The 18,187-nt window shown below is 65.9% G+C and carries 21 protein-coding genes and 1 pseudogene; 12 read left to right on the top strand and 10 right to left on the bottom strand.

Annotated features, from left to right (window positions below; genetic code table 11):
• Positions 1-176: 176 nt before the first annotated feature.
• The 4 genes from AC5RT3_RS04925 to AC5RT3_RS04910 all read left to right on the top strand — a co-directional run bounded on the left by AC5RT3_RS04925 (position 177) and on the right by AC5RT3_RS04910 (position 2,690).
• The gene (locus AC5RT3_RS04925) at positions 177-527 is read left to right on the top strand and encodes a YegP family protein (RefSeq protein ID WP_494123635.1); all 351 of its coding nucleotides are present in this window, start codon (positions 177-179) and stop codon (positions 525-527) included.
• Between the two features lie 293 nt (positions 528-820).
• Positions 821-1,372, top strand: a complete 552-nt coding sequence (locus tag AC5RT3_RS04920) for an RNA polymerase sigma factor (protein ID WP_494052119.1) — start codon at positions 821-823, stop codon at positions 1,370-1,372.
• Positions 1,369-2,202: a hypothetical protein gene (locus tag AC5RT3_RS04915; protein ID WP_494123634.1), complete on the top strand. Its 834-nt coding sequence runs from the start codon at positions 1,369-1,371 to the stop codon at positions 2,200-2,202. Before AC5RT3_RS04920 ends, AC5RT3_RS04915 begins: the two co-directional genes overlap by 4 nt.
• Before the next feature lie 62 nt (positions 2,203-2,264).
• Positions 2,265-2,690 (top strand): CoA-binding protein, encoded by a 426-nt coding sequence (locus AC5RT3_RS04910; RefSeq protein WP_494052117.1) that lies wholly within the window; start codon positions 2,265-2,267, stop codon positions 2,688-2,690.
• A gap of 25 nt (positions 2,691-2,715) precedes the next feature.
• Here the strand turns inward: AC5RT3_RS04910 and AC5RT3_RS04905 are convergent, their stop codons facing one another.
• Positions 2,716-3,744, bottom strand: a complete 1,029-nt coding sequence (locus tag AC5RT3_RS04905) for an isopenicillin N synthase family dioxygenase (RefSeq protein WP_494052116.1) — start codon at positions 3,742-3,744, stop codon at positions 2,716-2,718.
• Positions 3,745-3,789: 45 nt separating this feature from the next.
• Between AC5RT3_RS04905 and AC5RT3_RS04900 the strand changes: the two genes are divergently transcribed.
• Genes AC5RT3_RS04900 through AC5RT3_RS04885 form a run of 4 tightly spaced genes read left to right on the top strand, consistent with a single transcriptional unit; the run spans position 3,790 to position 5,382 of the window.
• Positions 3,790-4,206 (top strand): MmcQ/YjbR family DNA-binding protein, encoded by a 417-nt coding sequence (locus tag AC5RT3_RS04900; protein WP_494052115.1) that lies wholly within the window; start codon positions 3,790-3,792, stop codon positions 4,204-4,206.
• Positions 4,203-4,757 carry a DUF1990 domain-containing protein gene (locus tag AC5RT3_RS04895; protein ID WP_494052114.1) on the top strand — a complete coding sequence of 185 codons (555 nt, stop codon included), beginning with the start codon at positions 4,203-4,205 and terminating at the stop codon, positions 4,755-4,757. Before AC5RT3_RS04900 ends, AC5RT3_RS04895 begins: the two co-directional genes overlap by 4 nt.
• Positions 4,754-5,074 (top strand): putative quinol monooxygenase, encoded by a 321-nt coding sequence (locus AC5RT3_RS04890; protein ID WP_494123633.1) that lies wholly within the window; start codon positions 4,754-4,756, stop codon positions 5,072-5,074. The genes AC5RT3_RS04895 and AC5RT3_RS04890 overlap by 4 nt, the downstream gene beginning before the upstream one ends.
• A gap of 14 nt (positions 5,075-5,088) precedes the next feature.
• Positions 5,089-5,382 carry a DUF503 domain-containing protein gene (locus AC5RT3_RS04885; RefSeq protein WP_494123632.1) on the top strand — a complete coding sequence of 98 codons (294 nt, stop codon included), beginning with the start codon at positions 5,089-5,091 and terminating at the stop codon, positions 5,380-5,382.
• Positions 5,383-5,387: 5 nt separating this feature from the next.
• Here the strand turns inward: AC5RT3_RS04885 and AC5RT3_RS04880 are convergent, their stop codons facing one another.
• From AC5RT3_RS04880 to purS, 4 genes are all read right to left on the bottom strand, one after another.
• Positions 5,388-6,203 (bottom strand): SGNH/GDSL hydrolase family protein, encoded by an 816-nt coding sequence (locus tag AC5RT3_RS04880; RefSeq protein ID WP_494052112.1) that lies wholly within the window; start codon positions 6,201-6,203, stop codon positions 5,388-5,390.
• A gap of 67 nt (positions 6,204-6,270) precedes the next feature.
• Complete coding sequence (gene purL / locus AC5RT3_RS04875; protein ID WP_494052111.1) at positions 6,271-8,580, bottom strand: phosphoribosylformylglycinamidine synthase subunit PurL; 2,310 nt, start codon at positions 8,578-8,580, stop codon at positions 6,271-6,273.
• Positions 8,577-9,350 (bottom strand): phosphoribosylformylglycinamidine synthase subunit PurQ, encoded by a 774-nt coding sequence (gene purQ / locus AC5RT3_RS04870; protein WP_494010862.1) that lies wholly within the window; start codon positions 9,348-9,350, stop codon positions 8,577-8,579. The genes purL and purQ overlap by 4 nt, the downstream gene beginning before the upstream one ends.
• Position 9,351: 1 nt before the next feature.
• On the bottom strand, positions 9,352-9,603 hold the full coding sequence (purS, locus tag AC5RT3_RS04865; RefSeq protein ID WP_009359059.1) for a phosphoribosylformylglycinamidine synthase subunit PurS: 252 nt from the start codon (positions 9,601-9,603) through the stop codon (positions 9,352-9,354).
• 267 nt (positions 9,604-9,870) lie between these two features.
• Here purS and AC5RT3_RS04860 point away from each other — a divergent pair, with 267 nt between their 5' ends.
• Together AC5RT3_RS04860 and AC5RT3_RS04855 are read left to right on the top strand one after the other, a co-directional pair.
• Positions 9,871-10,056, top strand: coding sequence for a hypothetical protein (locus tag AC5RT3_RS04860; protein WP_494010861.1), 186 nt, complete (start codon positions 9,871-9,873; stop codon positions 10,054-10,056).
• Positions 10,057-10,329: 273 nt separating this feature from the next.
• Positions 10,330-13,430, top strand: a pseudogene (locus AC5RT3_RS04855) (S8 family serine peptidase).
• 73 nt (positions 13,431-13,503) lie between these two features.
• On the opposite strand, the gene AC5RT3_RS04850 reads toward AC5RT3_RS04855, so the two are convergent.
• The 4 genes from AC5RT3_RS04850 to AC5RT3_RS04835 form a co-directional block, all read right to left on the bottom strand.
• Positions 13,504-13,854 carry a serine protease inhibitor gene (locus AC5RT3_RS04850; protein WP_494010859.1) on the bottom strand — a complete coding sequence of 117 codons (351 nt, stop codon included), beginning with the start codon at positions 13,852-13,854 and terminating at the stop codon, positions 13,504-13,506.
• Complete coding sequence (locus tag AC5RT3_RS04845) at positions 13,851-14,792, bottom strand: 3-methyladenine DNA glycosylase (protein ID WP_494052110.1); 942 nt, start codon at positions 14,790-14,792, stop codon at positions 13,851-13,853. Before AC5RT3_RS04845 ends, AC5RT3_RS04850 begins: the two co-directional genes overlap by 4 nt.
• A complete protein-coding gene (locus AC5RT3_RS04840) occupies positions 14,761-15,306 on the bottom strand; it encodes an SSI family serine proteinase inhibitor (RefSeq protein WP_494052202.1) in 546 nt (181 codons plus the stop codon). Before AC5RT3_RS04840 ends, AC5RT3_RS04845 begins: the two co-directional genes overlap by 32 nt.
• A gap of 99 nt (positions 15,307-15,405) precedes the next feature.
• A complete protein-coding gene (locus AC5RT3_RS04835; RefSeq protein WP_494052109.1) occupies positions 15,406-15,873 on the bottom strand; it encodes a MarR family winged helix-turn-helix transcriptional regulator in 468 nt (155 codons plus the stop codon).
• A 77-nt stretch (positions 15,874-15,950) separates the two neighbouring features.
• Here AC5RT3_RS04835 and AC5RT3_RS04830 point away from each other — a divergent pair, with 77 nt between their 5' ends.
• Together AC5RT3_RS04830 and AC5RT3_RS04825 are read left to right on the top strand one after the other, a co-directional pair.
• Positions 15,951-16,193 (top strand): hypothetical protein, encoded by a 243-nt coding sequence (locus tag AC5RT3_RS04830; protein WP_494052108.1) that lies wholly within the window; start codon positions 15,951-15,953, stop codon positions 16,191-16,193.
• Positions 16,194-16,364: 171 nt separating this feature from the next.
• Complete coding sequence (locus tag AC5RT3_RS04825; protein WP_494010855.1) at positions 16,365-16,568, top strand: hypothetical protein; 204 nt, start codon at positions 16,365-16,367, stop codon at positions 16,566-16,568.
• Positions 16,569-16,652: 84 nt separating this feature from the next.
• Here AC5RT3_RS04825 and AC5RT3_RS04820 read toward each other — a convergent pair whose 3' ends face one another.
• Positions 16,653-18,011: an aspartate kinase gene (locus tag AC5RT3_RS04820; RefSeq protein ID WP_494010854.1), complete on the bottom strand. Its 1,359-nt coding sequence runs from the start codon at positions 18,009-18,011 to the stop codon at positions 16,653-16,655.
• Positions 18,012-18,187: the final 176 nt, after the last annotated feature.

Genomic DNA, 18,187 nt, shown 5'->3' with positions numbered 1-18,187 from the left:
CAGGGTTAACCGTCCCGGTCTTGTAGGGCAGCGGGCGCGGGCCGCAAACTTTTCTAATACTTGGTGTACCGATCACCTGCAGTTCCACATAATCCGCGGGAAGATCGCAGCGATGCGTGCGTGCCGGCCGGCACGAGGGCATCGCCAGCATGATTCCCCTCTGGAAGGATGTCGCTATGGCCGGGAACTTCGAAGTGTTTGTCGACGCGGACTCGCTGTACAGGTTCCGGCTACTGGGGCCCGACGGAACGGTAATGGCCGTCTCCCAGGCGTTTAAGGACAAGCACGCCGTCAAGGCAGGTATCGATGCCGTCCGTGAATGTGCCGGCACCGGATTGGTGACCGATCTTTGCCCGGCCGGGACAGTTTCCCCACCGGCGCCTCGTCCTGTCCACGAGGCTGCGCCGGCTGCTTCGCAAAGCGACTGCGGGCCACGTGCCGCCGCGAGAGTGCACATTTCCAGCCTTGCCAAGGGTCCGCGCCGGCTGTCGGCGGCCCCGCATTGGACCCGCGCCCTGACACCATAAAACACTTCCAAAAGTTTTTTAAGGTTTTTCTGGATCCGCGTAACCCTCCCGCCCGCCCCGGCGATTACCTTTATGTAGCGCCGGCCTGGAACTTGTCCCCCATCACGTTCCAGGCCGGCTCTTCCCTTTTCATCCGGCGGCAGGGGCAGCTGCTACTACCGGAACCGGTGCCGCCGTGGCGGTCCCGGTGAAGCGGTTACTGAGGGGTAAAGTTGGCCGGGGACAGGGCATTCCGTCTTGCTTGGTCTGTACTCTAACCAGCGTCCCCCTCTTTGACTGAAAGCACTACGTCCGTGACTGATGCACTGACAGACGAGGCGCTCCGGGACCAGTCCCGGCAGCCCGCCGTTTACAGCCTCGTGTACCGGACATACGCGTCACAGGTCCTGGGCTACCTTACGGCCCGTGGAGTCGAAGATCCGGAGGCGGCAATGCAGGAAGTGTTCCTCTCCGTCCTGCCCCGGGTGGGCTCCGTGCATGGCGGTGCGGCAGGGCTTCGCACTTTCATCTTCTCGGTGGCCCACGCCCGAATGGTGGACGATCACCGCCGCCAGAGCCGCACTCCTGCGCACCTTACGTTTGAGCCGGACCTCGACCACCGGGAGCATGCGTCGGCCGAATCCGAAGCACTGGAACGCATTTCGCCGCAGGAAGTCCTCCGGCTGCTTGATGGCCTCCCCGATGACCAGCGGGAGGCCCTCTCGCTGCGCCTTGTTGCCGGGCTCACGGTGGAGCAGGCAGCGGAAGCAATGGACAAGAGCGCCGGCGCCGTCAAGCAGCTGCAGCGGCGGGCGCTCCTCAAATTGCGGGACCTCTCGGCAGTGAAGGAGTACCTCAAGCCATGACCCCCCACGTTTCCGGCCTGCCCGCGCTGGTCGATGACATGCTCGTCGAGGCCGGACATGCCGAAGATGCGGAACTCCGCGCCGCCCTTCTCACCCTGGGAACCCTGGCATCCCTTCCTGCGCCCGCGCCGTCGGGGGAACTTGCCAAGCTTTTGGCCGGCGACATCACCTCCGGTGCGCCGGACGATGAACTCGCCCGCCGCCGTCGCCGTCGCATCCAACGGCCCACCGTGCTGGGGCTTGCCCTCGCAGCGGGCATGGCAACAGGGATAGGCGGAGTCGCTGCCAGTTCCCCGGTGGCTATGCATGCCGGCAGCTCCTCGGTGCAGGAGCTGCTCGACGATTGGCGGCCGTCCTGGAGCATTGCGGTCCAGGCTGCCTCCGGATTCCCGCAGCCGGACACCCCAGGTGTGGATTCCGCCTCGGCGGCAGTTGACCCCGGGACTGACGGACCCGCTGTCCCTGCCACTGTTTCAGGCGGGCAGCCTGCCGGGCAGCGACCTGCTCCCCGCCAGGTACCGGGGACACCCGGCCCGGAGCAGCAAGCGCCGCAGGCAAAGGGCGACGTTTCCAACGGCGGCCGGCAGGACAACCCGCAGGCGCCAGACCAGGACCGTGGCCCCTCAGGAAGCCCGGCCACCGACCTCCCCGGCGCCGGACAGTCCCGCGGAGACAGCTTCCCCGGCGAGGAAAAGCTGGCAGGGGAAGGCAGCCTCGCCGGGGATGCGGTGAAGCCGCGGGCGGAAGCAGCAGAGCCGGTGAACGGCGCCCCTGCAACCGCAGGCAAGCAAGCACCTGGCGACAACTGGCGGCAGAAATTCAATCGGTGACAGTCACGGGAATACTGACCGGCAGCCCCGGCGACCAATGGACACGCAGGTAGGCTAAGCCCATGGGCCAAACTAACGATCCAGCTGTCATCGAACGGCTGATGCGGACGAAGGGCCGTTGGGCCATCGTGGGCCTCACCACCAACGAATGGCGCGCCGCCTACGACACATCACTGTTCATCCGCGACCGGCTGGGGATGGACATTATCCCGGTCAACCTGCCCGGCGACCCGGTGCACGGCGAAGAGGGGTACCGCAGGCTCAGGGACATTCCCCCTGAAAAGCACCCCATCGACGTCGTGGACTGCTTTGTGAACTCCCAGCGGGTGGGGGCGGTGGTAGACGAGGCGATTGCCGTGGGGGCGAAGGCAGTTTGGCTTCAGCTTGGCGTGATCGACGAGGACGCGGCGGCGCGGGCCAAGGCAGCGGGCCTGGATGTGGTGATGGACGTCTGTCCCGCGCAGGTGGCCTGGCAGTTCAACCTTTGACCCCTGCCGGCGGTTGAAGTGCAGCCTAGCGCTTCATCAGCTCCGGATAGTGCCGTTCGGTGACATCCGGGTGGGCGCGCATCCGGCCCTTGAGCATATTCATCCCGAAGGATGACAGCAGGGGGTTCGCCGGATCATCGGTGATGCCGCGCGCAGCCGCCCTGAGCTCCGGCGGCAGTGGGACTGGGCCGATGACGGCGTCGAGCCGGGGCGACCAGAAGAACGGCACCGAGTAGCGGTCCACCCCGGGCGGAGGCGCCTGGACCCGGTGGATGGTGGCAGCAAGGTACCCCTCCGTGGCCACTTCCAGCATTTCGCCCAAATTGACCACCAGCGCGCCGGGGATGGGTTTCACCGGTATCCATCCCGTGGTGCCGGGCGGCTGTACTTCCAGCCCACCCACCTCGTCCTGCAGCAAGAGGGTGACGAAGCCGTAGTCTGCGTGCGAACCTACCCCCTGGTCGCCGGCCTCCTCCACAACGCCGCCAACGTAGTGGACCAGCTTGCCCATCCAGGCCGGGGAATCACGGAACGGCTCGTCAAAGTAGTCCTCGGGCAACTGGAGTGAGACAGCAATGGCACGCAGGAGCTCCATGCCTACCGAGGACATCAGCTCGGCCCATGCCATCGCAGCCGGCTTGAGCTCCGGAAAGGACTCGTCCGGCCACAGGTTGGGGCCCTGGAGCAGCCAATATGGCTCGTCCGGCGGATAGTCGCTGACCGGCTCGCGCTCGGGGGAGTAGTCGATCTGCTCGCGCGCGTCCGCCTTTCCCTGGGTCACCTCAGTGCCCATGCGCGTGTACCCGCGGAAATGGGGCGACAGCCGGTTGTCCAGCTTCAGTCGTTCCTCAAGGGGAAGATTAAAGAAGCGCCTGATGACGTCCAGGAGGTGGTCCGCCTGCCCGGGCGCCCCGCCGTACCCCGTGACCTGGAAGAAACCGACGTTGTGGGTGGCGTGCCGCAGCTGCTCGATGAATTCCGGACTGAAAGACCCGTAGGGCTGCCGTGCGGTGCTTAGGTCCAGAACAGGAATGCTGCCCTGATCGTCTGACATCCTCGCAGACTAGCACCGCTGCGGCCTGCTTTATAGGCTGGCTTCATGGACCCCGACGCGCTACGGATAATCTGCCTGTCCTTCCCGGGCGCCTACGAGGATTACCCGTTCGGGCCGGAAACAGCAGTATTTAAGGTCATTGCCCGCAGCGGCGGCGGAACTGCCTCCGGGGGCAAGCTCTTCGCCTTGTCCTCGATGGACCTCCGGGACTTCTACGTGAACCTCAAATGCGAGCCGTCACTGGCCGTCCAACTGCGTGCTGCCCACCCGGAGATCACGGGTGCCTGGCATATGAACAAGACCCACTGGAACGGCGTACGCCTGGACGGGGCACTGCCGGATGACATGGTCCGTGACATGGTGGAAGACTCCTACGACCTGGTGGTGGCGGGCCTCAACCGGAAGCAGCAGGAACAGCTGGGGTGGGCGCGCCTGTCCGGTGCCGACGGGGCAAAGCAGTGACCGGGAAGCCCTTGGTGAAGGGCGCCCTGAACTACCCCGGTGTGGGGAGCACTGAACGTGGTACAGCTCCAGCAGGATTCACGGGCGTCCTGGAAGAAGCCCGCCTGGGCGCCGGCATGGATGTCTACCGGCGCGTCGCGCAAGGCATCCTGGCCTGGGAGCTGCACAGGCGGGCGGGGCTGCGGGTCCGGGCCGACTCACCCGCAGTGCTGCCCGGGGCCCGGGTGGTGAGCGGGTTCGGTGCGGGGCCATTTCGCCTCAACGCACCATGCGAGGTGGTCTGGGTCCATGAGCCTTCCCCGGACGGCATGCCGCAGTCGGCCGGTTTCGGCTACGGGACCCTGCCGGGGCACCCTGCCCGCGGCGAGGAGTCCTTCGAGGTGGAAATCAACAGGGCCGGTGAGGTGTTCCTTCGGATCCGGGCCTTCAGCAAGCCCGGCAACTGGTTCTACGCCGCGGGCGGACTGGTGACCAGGGCCGCGCAGCGCTATGTGACTTCCCGGTACATTGAAGGGGCACGAACACTCGCCGCGGAAGGAACTTCCCAGTGATCTTTATCGTCGTCAAGTTCAAAGTGAAGCCCGAATGGTCGGAGCGCTGGCTGGGCCTGGTGGAAGGCTTCACGAATGCCACCAGGGAGGAACCCGGAAACCTCTGGTTCGACTGGTCCCGCAGCGTGGACGATCCAAACGAGTTCGTCCTGGTGGAAGCCTTCAAGGACGATGCCGCGGGTGACCACGTCAACAGCGTCCATTTCAAGCAGGCCATGGCTGACATGCCGCAGGCGCTCGCCGAAACCCCCAGGATCATCAGCCGCCAGCTCGACGGCGACGGCTGGGACCGGATGGGTGAGCTCACCATCGAGTAGGAAGGCCCGGACCTGTGTGGATCGGCTGGATCGAATTCGACATCCTCCTGGGCGACGTCCACAGCCTGAAGGGGAAACGGTCCGTCGTCAGGCCCCTGCTCGCCGAACTCAAGCGCCGCTTCGATGTCTCGGTGGCAGAAGTGGGCGACCATGGCCAGTACCGGCGCTCAAAGGTTGGCGTTGGCCTTGTGGCCGCGGACCGGGCGCACCTCGTTGAGGTGCTCGACGCCGTCGACCGCTTCGTTGCCGGGCGCCCTGAAATCGAACTGCTTAGCGCCCGGCAGCGGGAGATCCACAGCGAGGACTGACGCGGCTACCAGGCCGCGTTCCAGGTGATTTCGGCCAACCTGGCCTGCCCCTGGAGACTGGGGTGGAAGTAATCCAGCGTGCTCACGTCGGCAGGGCTGGGTACGTGGGCGGAAACAGCCCCGCCGTCGGTGCGGCAGCCCTCGTACCGGGCACAGGTTTCGGCCAGCACGGAGTTGAAGGCCTGATGGCGCTGGAGGACCTGCTGCCGCTGCTCTTCGGTCGCTGAGGCACCGAACATGGCCGGGCAGATCCGGCCGGCGGACCAGGCCGACTGGGCGGCCGGCTCGGCACGCAGGACAATCCACAGCTGGTGGATATCCGGGATACTGCTGACCAGCACCCTGGGCTGAGGTGACATTTGATCCAGGATCATCAACGCCTGGGCCACATGCGAGCGGAACTCGTCCACCGGTGTCATGCTTTCCACGGAAGCCGTACACAGATCGTTGGCCCCTGCCAGAACGGTGACGTATGCGGCATGGCTTTCGGCTGCCTGGGCGGCCTGCCGGGGCAAATCTGCAACCTTCGCCCCGCTGACGGAGTGGTTGAAGTTGTTCCCCCTGATGGCCGGCTCCAGACGGAGCAGCCGTTCGTAATGGCTGGCCACGCCGTCGCCGGGGACGTCACCGGTGGACCAGGACTGTCCCGGGTGGTCACCGGCGCTGCAGCAGGCGCTGTTGGCCTGGGATATGGAATCGCCCAGGGCGGCAATGCTGCGGGGGAAGGCTGTCCCGGTGGCAGGAGGCGGAGTCGGTGCGGCCGCGATCACGATAAGGACCGGCAACAGCAGCACGGCCAGGAACCTTGTCAGCTTGCCCATAGGACGATTAAAGCGGAAATCCGCGTCCCCTCCGGAGGGAACGCGGATTTCCGCTTTACGGGGGGAATCAGCCGAAGTACTTCGGCAGGGTCCCTTCATGGGCTTCGCGGAGGGCGTCCAGGGACAGGCTCTCCACGCCGTTGATCTCAAGGGCGCCGCTGGCCGCATCCACCACACCGATGCGGGTGTGGGCAAAGCCACGGGCCTTGCACATGTCGGTGAAGCGGACTTCCTCCGAGCGGGGAACGCCAACAACTGCGCGGCCCTGGGACTCGGAGAACAGCGCCGTGAACAGGTCCACGCCGTCGCGGTCCAGGACGTCCTGCAGCGCGATCCTGGCACCCACGCCGTAACGGAGCGAGGACTCCACCAAGGCTGCGGCGAGGCCGCCCTCGGAGAGGTCGTGCGCCGAGTCGATCATGCCGTCGCGCGAGGCGTTGATCAGGATCTCGCCCAGGGCGCGCTCGGCGTCGAGGTCCACCTTCGGCGGCTGCCCGCCCAGGTGGCCGCGCATGTTGGCCCATTCGGAACCGTCCAGTTCGGCAGCGGTGGTGCCCAGCAGGTAGATGGCCTGGCCATCCTCCCGCCAGCCCGATGGCGTGCGGCGGGCGACGTCGTCGAGCTTGCCCAGCACTGCCACCACGGGGGAGGGGTGGATGGGCGTGGTGCCCGTCTGGTTGTACAGCGAGACGTTGCCGCCGGTGACCGGGATGCCCAGCACCATGCAGGCGTCAGACAGGCCGCGGATCGCCTCGGCCAGCTGCCACATGACGTCCGGGTCCTCGGGGGAGCCGAAGTTCAGGCAGTCGCTGACAGCCATCGGCACCGCGCCGGAGGTGGCAACGTTGCGGTAGGCCTCGGCCAGCGCCAGCTGCGCACCGTGGTAGGGGTCCAGGTAGGTGTAGCGGCCGTTGGCGTCGGTGGCCAGGGCAACGCCCAGGCCCGTTTCCTCGTCCACGCGGACCACGCCGGCGTCATCCGGGAATGCCATGGCGGTGTTGCCACCCACATACCGGTCGTACTGGTCCGTGATCCACGACTTGGAGCACATGTTCGGCGACGCCACGAGTTCGGTGACGGCCTTGGCCAATTCCGCCGGGGCTGCGGGCCGGCCGGCGTCCTGCACGGATCCGGTAAAGGTGTCGGCCTGCAGGGCGTCCTGCCACTCGGGGCGGGCAAACGGACGGTCGTAGACCGGACCGTCGTGCGCCACGGTGCGGGGATCGACGTCGACGATCACCTCGCCTTCCCAGGTGATGATGAGGCGGCCGGTGTCGGTCACTTCGCCGAGCCAGGAGTACTCCACCGCCCACTTGTCCATGACGGCCTCGAACGCTTCCACGTTCTCCGGGGTCACCACGGCCATCATGCGTTCCTGCGACTCGGACATCAGGATCTCGCCCGGGGTCAGGGTGGGGTCGCGCAGCAGGACGGAGGTCAGCTCAACCTGCATGCCGCCGTCGCCGTTGGAGGCAAGCTCCGACGTTGCGCAGGAAATGCCTGCGGCGCCCAGGTCCTGGATGCCCTCCACGAGGGAGCCCTTGAACAGTTCAAGGCAGCACTCGATCAGGACCTTCTCGGCGAAGGGGTCGCCCACCTGGACGGCGGGTCGCTTGGACGGCTTGGTGTCGTCGAAGGACTCGGAGGCCAGCACGGAGGCGCCGCCGATGCCGTCACCGCCGGTGCGTGCACCGAACAGGACCACCTTGTTGCCCTTGCCCGACGCGTTGGCCAGGCGGATGTCCTCGTGGCGCATGACGCCAACGGCGAGGGCGTTGACCAGCGGGTTGCCCTGGTAGACGGAGTCGAAGACCATCTCGCCGCCGATGTTCGGCAGGCCCAGCGAGTTGCCGTAGCCGCCGATGCCGGCAACGGCCCCGTGCATCACGCGTGCCGTGTCCGGGTGGTCGATGGCGCCGAAGCGCAGCGGGTCCATGACGGCCACCGGGCGGGCACCCATGGAGATGATGTCGCGGACAATGCCGCCGATGCCGGTCGCGGCACCCTGGTAGGGCTCAACGAACGACGGCGAGTTGTGCGATTCGATCTTGAAGGTCACGGCCCAGCCGTCCCCCAGGTTGGTGACTCCGGCGTTCTCGCCGATGCCCACCAGCATGTCCTTCTTCATCTCCTCGGTGACCTTCTGGCCGAACTGGCGCAGGTGGTTCTTGGAGGACTTGTAGGAGCAGTGTTCGCTCCACATCACGGAGTACATGGCCAGTTCCGCGCCGGTGGGGCGGCGGCCCAGGACTTTGATGATCTCGTCGAATTCGTTCTGCTTGAGGCCAAGCTCGGCCCAGGGCAGTTCGGTGTCCGGGGTCTTGGCGGCGTTCTCGACCGTGTCGATGTTGAACTTCTTGGTGGTGTCGATGCTCACTTGTCGCCTCCCACAATCTTGGTCAATACGGAGGTGAAGAAGCCCAGGCCGTCGGTGTCGGACCCGCCGATGCCGTCCAGCGATTCCGGCCCAAAGCCGGGTTCGGTGGCGTGCTCCGGGTGCGGCATGAGGCCCACCACGTTGCCGGCGGCGTTTGAGATACCCGCGATGTCGCGGCGGGACCCGTTCGGGTTGAAGCCGACATAGCGGAACACCACGCGGCCCTCGGCCTCCAGTGCGTCGAGGGTTTTCTCGTCCGCGATGTACTGGCCGTCCTGGTTCTTCAGCGGGATGGTGATTTCCTGGCCCGCCTGGTAGTCCAGGGTCCAGGCCGTCGCGTTGTTTTCCACGCGCAGCACCTGGTCCCGGCACAGGAACTTCAGGTGGTCGTTCTTGATCATCGAACCGGGCAGCAGGTGCGACTCGGTAAGGATCTGGAAGCCGTTGCAGATGCCAAGGACGGGAAGCTTGGCGTCGCTGTTGGCGGCGTCGATGATCCTGGACATGAGCGGGGCGAAGCGGGCGATGGCGCCGGCACGCAGGTAGTCGCCGTAGGAGAAACCGCCGGGGATGACGACGGCGTCCACGTCACCTAGTTCGGTATCGCCGTGCCACAGTTCGACGGCGGTGCCGCCGGCGAGGCGCACGGCGCGGGCGGCGTCACGGTCATCCAGTGTTCCGGGGAAGGTGACAACGCCGATCTTCGCGCCCGCAAGCCGCGGGTTGGCGGCGACGGCCACAGCCTCGCCGATCAGGGGGAGTTCAGTCATCTCAGGCCTCGACGACCTCGACGTTGACGACGTCCTCGATCACGGGGTTGGAGAGGAGGGTCTCGGCGGCGTCGCGTGCCTGGGCCAGGATGGCCTCGGTCACCTCTCCGTCGACCGTCAGTTCAAATCGCTTGCCCTGGCGGACAGAGCTGAAGCTGGTGAAGCCCAGCCGGGGGAGAGCGCCAACGATCGCCTTCCCCTGGGGGTCCAGAATCTCGGGCTTGGGCATGACGTCAACAACGATCCGGGGCATCCGGTAACTCCTGTGCGTGAGCTTGGGTAATGGCGCAGCGGAGTGGTGCCGTCTCACGCCGTGCCGGGGTGTTGAGGGGCATGGTGGTCTTGCCTTGGACAACGTTGAGGACGGGCGCTCCGCGAGCTTGCCCTATCATTCTACCGGCCGGAACGGGCCTGCCTGTATTCGGCGGTTTCCGGGCCGGGGACCGTACCGGCGTCGGCCATCGCCAGGCTGTCCGCGGCGGTTCTGGAGTTGCTGGACCGGCTTCACTAGGATTGCTGGATGGCAGAGAATTCGAAGTCCGTCCTGTTGCCCGTAGTCGCCGCGGCGGTGTTCGCCGGACTGGGCAGGATGGTCCTGCAAAAACTGAAAGCGGACCGCCTGGCCAGGCAAAACCGTGTGGCGGGGCCCGTTGACGAGAAGACCCGGCAGTGGATCAGTGAGGTGGTCCGGACTCCCCGGCAGTAGCCGCCCCTCCCTGCCGCAGTGTATTGGGCGTCCTTCGGGATGCCCTTTTTTATGCCCGGCGCCCGCAGAAATAAGGCCTGTGACAACAATAGAATCTCCCACTGTGGCCTATGTCATATTCGTCTCTCACTCTGTACTGTTTGAACCGGCTGGTCTCATCCAATTACAAGATCTGTAAACCGATGTGCCATGCCAGTCGTTTCTGGCCCGCAACCATGGCTGGGCCGGTACATCGTGAAAGGGTTGCACGTGAGATCAACTGGAAGAAGCCCCCTGCGGGGCAGGGGGTTCCGGAAGGCGGCGCTAATGGCCGCCGGGTTGTCGCTCCTCCTGGGGTCCTTGGCCATACCTCCCGCCACCGCGGCACCGGCCCGCCCGGGTAACGGGGCTGCCACCAGCCCGGGGACCACGCAGTTCAGGGACGGCCGCTACATCGTGGTTCTGGCGGGTGCGGCAGCAGCAGCCTATGAGGGGGAAACTGCGGGCCTGGGGGCCACCAGGCCCCAGGCGGGCAGGAAGCTCGATGCCGGAAGTCCCAACTACAAGGCCTATGACGCACATCTGCGCAAGGTCCAGCGCGATGTTGCCGCCGGCAGGGCGTAACCCCGGGGAAGCAGTACACCGCTGCGCTTAACGGTTTCACGGCTGAACTCACAGCTGCCCAGGCCATGGAGCTGTCCAAGGACCAGCGGGTCCTGGCGGTCGCACCCGACGTGGAGAACACTCCTGACTACACAACTACGGACTTCCTGAGGTTGACCGGTCCGGAGGGGGTATGGGCCAAGCAGTTCGGCGGCGAAGCGAATGCGGGCAAGGGCGTTGTTGTCGGTGTCATCGACTCCGGCTACGCGCCGGACAACCCCTTCCTCCAGGGTGATCCCGTCCGGCCGCTGACCAGCCCTGCGCAGGTGGGCGTTCCCTACCGCACTGCCGATGGCAAGATCGCCATGCTCAAGGCCGACGGCACCACCTTCGAGGGTGAATGCCAGGAGGGTCAGGGGGCCGGGGCGTCCTTCGACGGCTCCCAGTGCAACTCGAAGGTGATAGGTGCCAGGTACTTCGCTGATACCTTCCTGCAGTATGTGGCCCCCGAAAACAGGGCGCCGGAGGAGCTCATCTCCCCGGTCGATGTCGGAAGCCACGGCACCCACACGGCCACCACGGCTGCCGGCAATGACAACGTGGACCAGGTGATCGACGGCTCAGGCTTCGGCAAGAGTTCCGGTGTTGCTCCCGCGGCCAAGGTGTCCGTTTACAAGGTTTGTTGGGAAGACGCCAATCCCGATACCGGAGGCTGTTACTCCTCAGCGTCGGTGGAAGCCGTTGAAGCTGCGGTCAAGGACGGCGTGGACGTCCTGAACTACTCGATTTCCGGCAATAACAACAACACGACGGACCCCGTGGCCCTGGCGTTCCTGAACGCAGCGGCTGCCGGCGTCTTCGTCTCGGCTTCGGGCGGCAACTCCGGTCCCGCTGTCTCAACGGTCAACCACGCCTCACCCTGGCTCACCACCGTTGCCGCCTCGACCTTCCCCAGCGACTTGCTGGGCACCGTCAGGGTCTCCGATGGCTCGCTCTACCGTGGTGCGTCCATCATGAAAACAGAAGTGGCGGACAAGCCAGTGATCGTCGCGGCCGCAGCAGCCGCGGCGGGCGCTACCAATGCCAACCTCTGCGCTCCCGGGACGCTTGATGCGGCGAAGGTAGCCGGCAAAGTGGTGGTCTGCGACCGGGGTGTGGTGGACCGGACGGCCAAGAGCCAGGAAGTCCAGGACAAGGGCGGAGTGGGCATGATCCTGGTGAATCTCACCAGCAGCTCCGAAGATGCCGACAACCATGTGCTGCCCACTGTCCATGTCAACGCACCCAAGAGCCTGGGGCTGAAGTCCAAGCTTGAGGCAAACCCATCCCTGACGGTCAGCCTGGTGAAGGGTGACCTCACCGGCGAACCGCTGGCCCCGGCGCCGCAGATTGCCGGGTTCTCCTCCCGCGGGCCCACCCTTGCGTCCGGCGGCGACCTGCTGAAACCGGATATCGCCGCCCCCGGGGTCAACGTCCTGGCGGGCGTATCAACCATCGGCAACAACGGCGACCAGTTCGGCTTCATGTCCGGAACCTCCATGGCCGCGCCGCACATCGCCGGCTTCGGCGCCCTGGTGCTCGGCAAGCAACCAACCTGGAGCCCGGCTATGGTCATGTCCGCGATGATGACCACCGCCTGCCCGCTCGTTAACCCGGACGGCTCCGCCAACACAGACCCGTTCCAGGGCGGCGCAGGACACATCGACTCCACCCGCGTCCTCGATCCGGGGCTTGTTTACAACTCCGGCGTCAGGGACTGGCTAGGCTTCCTCAATGGCCAGGGCGTGGAAACCGGAGTTCCGCAGGCAGGCACCATCGCGGGCCGTGATTTGAATGTGCCGTCCATCGCACTCGGCAGCCTGGTGGGAGAGGTCCAGGTGAAACGCCAGCTGACTGCCCTGGTTCCGGGAATATACCGGCCGGAAGTCAACATGGCAGGCTTCAATATCCAGGTGGAGCCGAAGGCACTGAACTTCGCCAAGGCCGGCCAGACCCGTGAGGTCACCCTGACCATCCGGAACGCCACCGCCCCGGTGGGTAAATTCAGCACGGGCACCCTGACCTGGAAGGGCCCCCGGACTGTCAGCTCGCCCATCGCCATCCGTCCTGTTGACGCGCAGATCGCCCCGTCGTTCTCCTTCAGCTCGGCTGCAGGTGACGGCAGCGGCACCCTGGAGCTGGTTTCGGGTTCCGATGGCTCCATCAATGTGGGAGTGGAAGGCCTGGCGCCCTTGAGCGAGACCGCCATCACCAAGACTCCCGGCGAATACGCACCGGGGAACGACGCGCATAATGCGCTGCTTCAGGTGACTGTTCCGCAGGGGGCCTCGTTCGCCCGGATGGGTGTCCAGGCTCAGTCGGAAGACGTCGACTGGGACATGGTGGTGTACGCGCCGAACGCTTCGGGCGGCCTCACCGCCACCCAGGTGGCCACGGCCTCCGCCAGCGAGTTCCTGGATCTTGAGTCCCCGCGGGCGGGCACGTACTACATCGTGGTCAACCTTTACTCGACGCCTGACAATGGTGCCGCGAGTGCCTCGGTGCAGGCCGTGACCTTCGCGGGCGACGCCGGAAACCTCAGCGTGGAGCCGAACCCGATCGTGGCTCCGAACGGCACCGCAACGTCGGCGACGCTGTCCTGGACCGGCCTCTCCCAAGGCGCCTACCTGTCCCGCCTGAGCCTCGGCGAAAACGGAATCAGGACCTGGGTCAACGTCCGGGTGGGCGACGCGCCTGCTGCGCCCACCGGAGCCCGCTCCATTGCCCTTGCCCAAGCCGTCCCGGGAGCGTGACAGGCGAAGCTCGAAAAGGATGGCATGGCCCCGGCGGTGGAAACCGCCGGGGCCATCTCGTCCTGCAGGGAGTTCAGGTGGCGCGGCCGCCGCCCAAGGGACCCCCGCCCAGGAGGGGTGCCATGGCATTCCACCGGGAAATTTCGCAGCCGTCCGTCCGGGTGAAGACCGATTCCACCTGGCGGCCGTGGAAGGTGCCGGTGACCACGGCGACCTGCGGCCCGCCGTACTGCTGGGTACACAGCTGTGGCGGTCCCGGCTGCGGAAAGAACACCTGGCCACCGAACTGCTCCGCTGCTGCAAGGGCCGCGTACGGGTCGGGCAAAGTGGTGTCACCGGACACAACGCCGTCACGGGCCTTCAGCCGGAACACGTACTCGACGCCGGCGGGGTCCTCTCTGAGCCTGATGGTGAGGTCGATCATTCAGGGACCGGCGCCGAAGCCGCTGCCAGTTCCAGTGCCAGCCTGTCGCGCAGCACCGCTGCCTCGGCGGCGAAGGAGCGCTGGTGCTCCACGTAGGCGGCCTTGCCCTGTGGCGTCTCGATGGGGATCGCGGGATAGCCCCACTCGGCAAGGTCGTAAGGGGAGGCCTGCATGTCCATGGCCCGGATCCGCCAGGACAGTTCAAAGCAATCCATCACCAGTTCACTGGAAAGCAGCGGGAGCAGCTTATAGGCCCACTTGTACAGATCCATGTTGGCGTGCAGGCAGCCCGGCTGTTCCAGAAACCGCTGGGTCTCGCGGCTCGGCGCAAGCTCGTTCAGGGGCATCGCATCCGGGGTGTAAAAGCGGAAGGCATCGAAGTGCGTGCAACGGATCCGGTTGTCCTCTACCACCTTGTCCGTGCCCTCCGGACCCAGCCGGAGCCGCAGGTACTCGTGGCGCAGGTCGAACCTGTCCTGGTGGTAAACCATTGCCCATTCGTGCAGGCCGAAGCAGCCGAACTGCGCCGGCCGCGCGGCGGTGCCCCGCAAGATGATGCCGGCAAAAGCCACCGCGTCCCTGCGGTCTTCAAGGAAGGCGGCCACGTCAACGGTCACCGCGCTGCTTTCCGGCGGAAGCCCCAGGGAGGCGAGTTCGCCGTCGTCGAGGGTGCGGTAGTGCTTCCAGCCGCTGCGGGCGGCCGCGGCCTCGCCTAACAGGACCGTTCCGGCGCCGGGATGCCAGCGCCGCAACTGCCCGGGCTTCTGCGTGTAGTACGTGAAGAGGAAGTCTTCAACCGGGTGCTTTTGGCCGGCGGAACGTCGCGCCAGGTAGGGGTCGGCGTAGCGGCTGACGCGCTGCTGGTGGGCATCCTCCAGTGCCCGCCATTCGTCGGCCGCCAGCAGCCTAAGCTGCTCCACCGGAGGCACCCAGGACATCCTTCGCAGCATCCCAGGCGCTGATTTCGCACCCGTTGGTGCGGGAAAACTCGGCCTCCACAGGCACGCCGTCAAGCACCCCGCTGACTGTGGCCGTCTGGGGCCCGCCGTACTGTTCGGTGCACGCCTGGGCGGTCCCGCCGATTTCGGGACTCAGCAGCGCGGTGTTTTCCTTCAGGGCGGAGCAGGCGGCCTCGGCGGCCGGGTGGCTGCTCTCGGCGGCAGGGACGCCGGCCTGGCATACCAGGGTGTAGTTCACGGCGGGTTCGCCTTCAGCGGGAGTCACGGTGATAGCCAACTCTGCATTGCCCTGGCCTGGACCGCCCGCCGGGCGGGAACTGCCAGGCGGCGGCGCGGGAACGGAGGTTTCCGTGTCCGGGGACGGTTCGGCCGTTGCGGTGGTAGTCGTTGGGGACGGGGATGTGGGCTGTGCCGGCGATGTGGCCGGGCTGCCGCCGTCGGGAGTGGGGGAGCAGGAGGACATCAGCAGCGCAGCAATTGCCAGCCCTGCCATCTGCAGCCGTGTCCTGCGCACCGCCCTAGTCACCCTTCGATTCTAGCTGCAATACCGTGCCTTCCCGGTGGTTCCGTCCCAACGGGGCGGGCAGGCCCGCTACGCGGTTCCGCCGGACGTGGCGGCAATGAGCCCCATCATGGAGGCATGCAGTTCCGTGACCTGGCTCCGGGTCAGGCCGAGCCGTTCCATCATGGTTCCGGGAACCTCCAAAGCCTGTTGCCTCAACGCGGCCCCTTCAGGCGTCAGTTCGACGGCGAGTGCCCGCTCATTGCCGTCCGCCCGGCGGCGGGTGATGTATCCGGCTGCCTCCAGCCGGCGGAGCAGTGGCGAAATGGTGGCAGGTTCCTGGGCCAGGGCGTCGCTGATGTTCCGGACCGTCCTGGGGCTCGTTTCCCACAGGCTCAGCATCACCAGGTACTGGGGGTGGGTCAGGTTCAGCTTCTCCAGGACCGGCTTGTACGCCCCAACGACGCTGCGGGCTGCAACCGTCAGCGCGAAACAGAGCTGGTGTTCCAGGAGCAGGTCGTCATCCTGGCTGGCGTCGGCCGTAGCGGCGGCATCCATGAAGTCCTCCAATTATTAGTGCGCTAACTATTAGCCTACTATTGATAGAAAACCAGTGGCAGCGGAAGGAGCCGAACATGGCCAAGGGCAAGCCGGGCAATAAGGACAACGCGTCGCAGCGCTTCATGCGCGCCACCGGCAAGCTGAGGGCCATCTTCGGGCCTGCGAACCGCTCCTCCCTGGTCCACGACATGACAGAGGAGAACCGGAGGCTGCTGGCACAGCGCCAGGCCGAAAGCCGGCAGTGGGAAACCATCACGCGGCCCGACGGCAGCACCTACGTGGTTCCCAGGAACCCGGAAGACAAGTCCCTGCGCTGAAAGTTCGTATCCGGGCGCCCCGCCCAGTAGCACCCGCGGCCATGCCTGCCGCTCCGTTACCCGGCTCCATTTCCCGGCTTCGGGCGTAAAATGGGGGCACTGGCTCCGGCAGGAGGCAGCAGCTCTTTGCCCCGAAAACCGGGAAGGGGGTGGAAAACAGTGGCTCGTGTAATGAGCGGATTCATGAACGCGACGGACAGGCTCCGCTTCTTCTTCGGACCTGCCACGCAGCTGGACGCCGATTCGCCGGTAGTGCACAAACATGATGCGTTTGAGCAGGCCTCCGAAGAGGAGCTTTCGCACTTCGTGGTCGAAACGGATTCGTCCGGCCATCACTACGCTGTCCGCCGCGAGGACCTTGAGCGGGAAACCTGAGAAATAGGTGTGTAACCGGAAAAGCCGGGCCGGCCTCCGAATGAACGGAGGCCGGCCCGGCTTTTCTCGTAGGGAGGTCCGGGGTTAGCGGCCGGTTCCGCCGTACACGGTGGCCTCGTTGTCGGCATCCAGGTCGAAGGCCTTGTGGATCACGCGTACCGCTTCATCCAGCAGGTCAGCGTGGGTGACCACGGAGATGCGGATTTCAGAGGTGGAGATCATGTTGATGTTGATGCCGGCGTTGGACAGCGCCTTGAAGAAGGTGGCGGACACGCCGGGGTGGGAGCGCATGCCCGCACCGATGAGGGAGAGCTTGCCGATCTGCTCGTTGTATTCGATGCTCTCGAAGCCGATCTGGTCCTGCGCCGCGTGCAGGGCGGCCAGGGCGTCGGCGCCTTCCACGATGGGCAGGGTGAACGAGATGTCCGTCCGGCCCGTCCCGTGCGTGGACACGTTCTGCACGATCATGTCGATGTTCGAGTGGGCGTCGGCGATGACCTGGAAAATGGCGGCGGCCTTGCCGGGGATGTCCGGGACGCCCACAACCGTGACCTTGGCTTCGGAACGGTCGTGCGCAACGCCGGAGATGATTGGCTGCTCCAAGGCAACTCCCTCTTGAGTGGTGATCTTGTCTTCGGCGCTGGGGATGACCCAGGTGCCTTCATGCTGGCTGAATGAGGAGCGGACGTGCAGCGGGACCCCGAACCGGCGGGCGTACTCCACGCAGCGCAGGTGCAGGATCTTTGCGCCCGAGGCGGCAAGTTCGAGCATCTCCTCGCTGGAAATGGTGTCGATCTTCTGGGCCGAGGGCACCACCCGGGGGTCCGCGGTGTAGACGCCGTCCACGTCGGTGTAGATCTCGCAGACGTCGGCCTCGAGCGCCGCAGCCAGCGCCACGGCGGTGGTGTCGGAGCCGCCGCGTCCCAGCGTGGTGATCTCGTTGGTGGTGCGGCTCATGCCCTGGAAGCCCGCCACGATGGCGATGTTGCCCTTGTCGAGGGCTGTCCGGATGCGGTGCGGATCGACGTCGATGATCCGGGCCTTGCCGTGGATGCCATCGGTGATCATGCCGGCCTGGGAACCCGTGAAGGACTGGGCAGAGGCGCCGAGCTTGTTGATGGCCATTGCCAGCAGTGCCATGGAAATGCGCTCGCCGGCGGAGAGCAGCATGTCCATCTCCCGGGCGGGAGCGGAATCGGTCACCTGCGCGGCAAGGTCCAGGAGTTCGTCGGTGGTGTCACCCATGGCGGACACCACAACCACAACTTCGTTGCCGGCTTCCTGCGCGTCAACCACGCGCTTGGCAACACGTTTGATGCCGTCGGCGTCAGCCACGGAGGAGCCACCGAATTTCTGCACGATGAGCTGTTTGGTCACCGCACCGCCAGCGGACAGCCCATGCGGCTGTGTTGCGTTGTGCACTTCGGTAGTGGGCGTACTCATGCGCGTACCTTCGTTGGATCGGTTCTTGAGGCCAGGCAGCCTGACGCCGGGACGGCGCGACTTTCCCGGGACAGTTTATCGCCGCCTGCAGTGAGGCGTTGAATTGTGACCGAATCTCAGCCCGCAGGAGGAGCGCCGCGAAGGGGCCGCAGGCGTACGCTCAAGGGGTCAACGTG

It is taken from the genome of Arthrobacter sp. Y3221159 (genome assembly GCF_059089885.1).
The sequence above is the reverse complement of the archived record's forward strand: the minus strand, read 5'-3'. Positions and strand labels throughout refer to the sequence as shown.

Excerpts from the sequence above, each read along its gene's own strand:
- AC5RT3_RS04905 (WP_494052116.1), bottom strand. The coding sequence starts at position 3,744 with ATGTCAGACGATCAGGGCAGCATTCCTGTTCTGGACCTAAGCACCGCA.
- AC5RT3_RS04825 (WP_494010855.1), top strand. The coding sequence starts at position 16,365 with ATGAGCGGATTCATGAACGCGACGGACAGGCTCCGCTTCTTCTTCGGA.
- purS (WP_009359059.1), bottom strand. The coding sequence starts at position 9,603 with ATGCCCCGGATCGTTGTTGACGTCATGCCCAAGCCCGAGATTCTGGAC.
- AC5RT3_RS04900 (WP_494052115.1), top strand. The coding sequence starts at position 3,790 with ATGGACCCCGACGCGCTACGGATAATCTGCCTGTCCTTCCCGGGCGCC.
- AC5RT3_RS04835 (WP_494052109.1), bottom strand. The coding sequence starts at position 15,873 with ATGGATGCCGCCGCTACGGCCGACGCCAGCCAGGATGACGACCTGCTC.
- AC5RT3_RS04840 (WP_494052202.1), bottom strand. The coding sequence starts at position 15,306 with ATGGCAGGGCTGGCAATTGCTGCGCTGCTGATGTCCTCCTGCTCCCCC.
- purQ (WP_494010862.1), bottom strand. The coding sequence starts at position 9,350 with ATGACTGAACTCCCCCTGATCGGCGAGGCTGTGGCCGTCGCCGCCAAC.
- AC5RT3_RS04845 (WP_494052110.1), bottom strand. The coding sequence starts at position 14,792 with ATGTCCTGGGTGCCTCCGGTGGAGCAGCTTAGGCTGCTGGCGGCCGAC.
- AC5RT3_RS04830 (WP_494052108.1), top strand. The coding sequence starts at position 15,951 with ATGGCCAAGGGCAAGCCGGGCAATAAGGACAACGCGTCGCAGCGCTTC.
- AC5RT3_RS04860 (WP_494010861.1), top strand. The coding sequence starts at position 9,871 with ATGGCAGAGAATTCGAAGTCCGTCCTGTTGCCCGTAGTCGCCGCGGCG.
- AC5RT3_RS04915 (WP_494123634.1), top strand. The coding sequence starts at position 1,369 with ATGACCCCCCACGTTTCCGGCCTGCCCGCGCTGGTCGATGACATGCTC.
- AC5RT3_RS04880 (WP_494052112.1), bottom strand. The coding sequence starts at position 6,203 with ATGGGCAAGCTGACAAGGTTCCTGGCCGTGCTGCTGTTGCCGGTCCTT.
- AC5RT3_RS04850 (WP_494010859.1), bottom strand. The coding sequence starts at position 13,854 with ATGATCGACCTCACCATCAGGCTCAGAGAGGACCCCGCCGGCGTCGAG.
- AC5RT3_RS04910 (WP_494052117.1), top strand. The coding sequence starts at position 2,265 with ATGGGCCAAACTAACGATCCAGCTGTCATCGAACGGCTGATGCGGACG.
- AC5RT3_RS04925 (WP_494123635.1), top strand. The coding sequence starts at position 177 with ATGGCCGGGAACTTCGAAGTGTTTGTCGACGCGGACTCGCTGTACAGG.
- AC5RT3_RS04820 (WP_494010854.1), bottom strand. The coding sequence starts at position 18,011 with ATGAGTACGCCCACTACCGAAGTGCACAACGCAACACAGCCGCATGGG.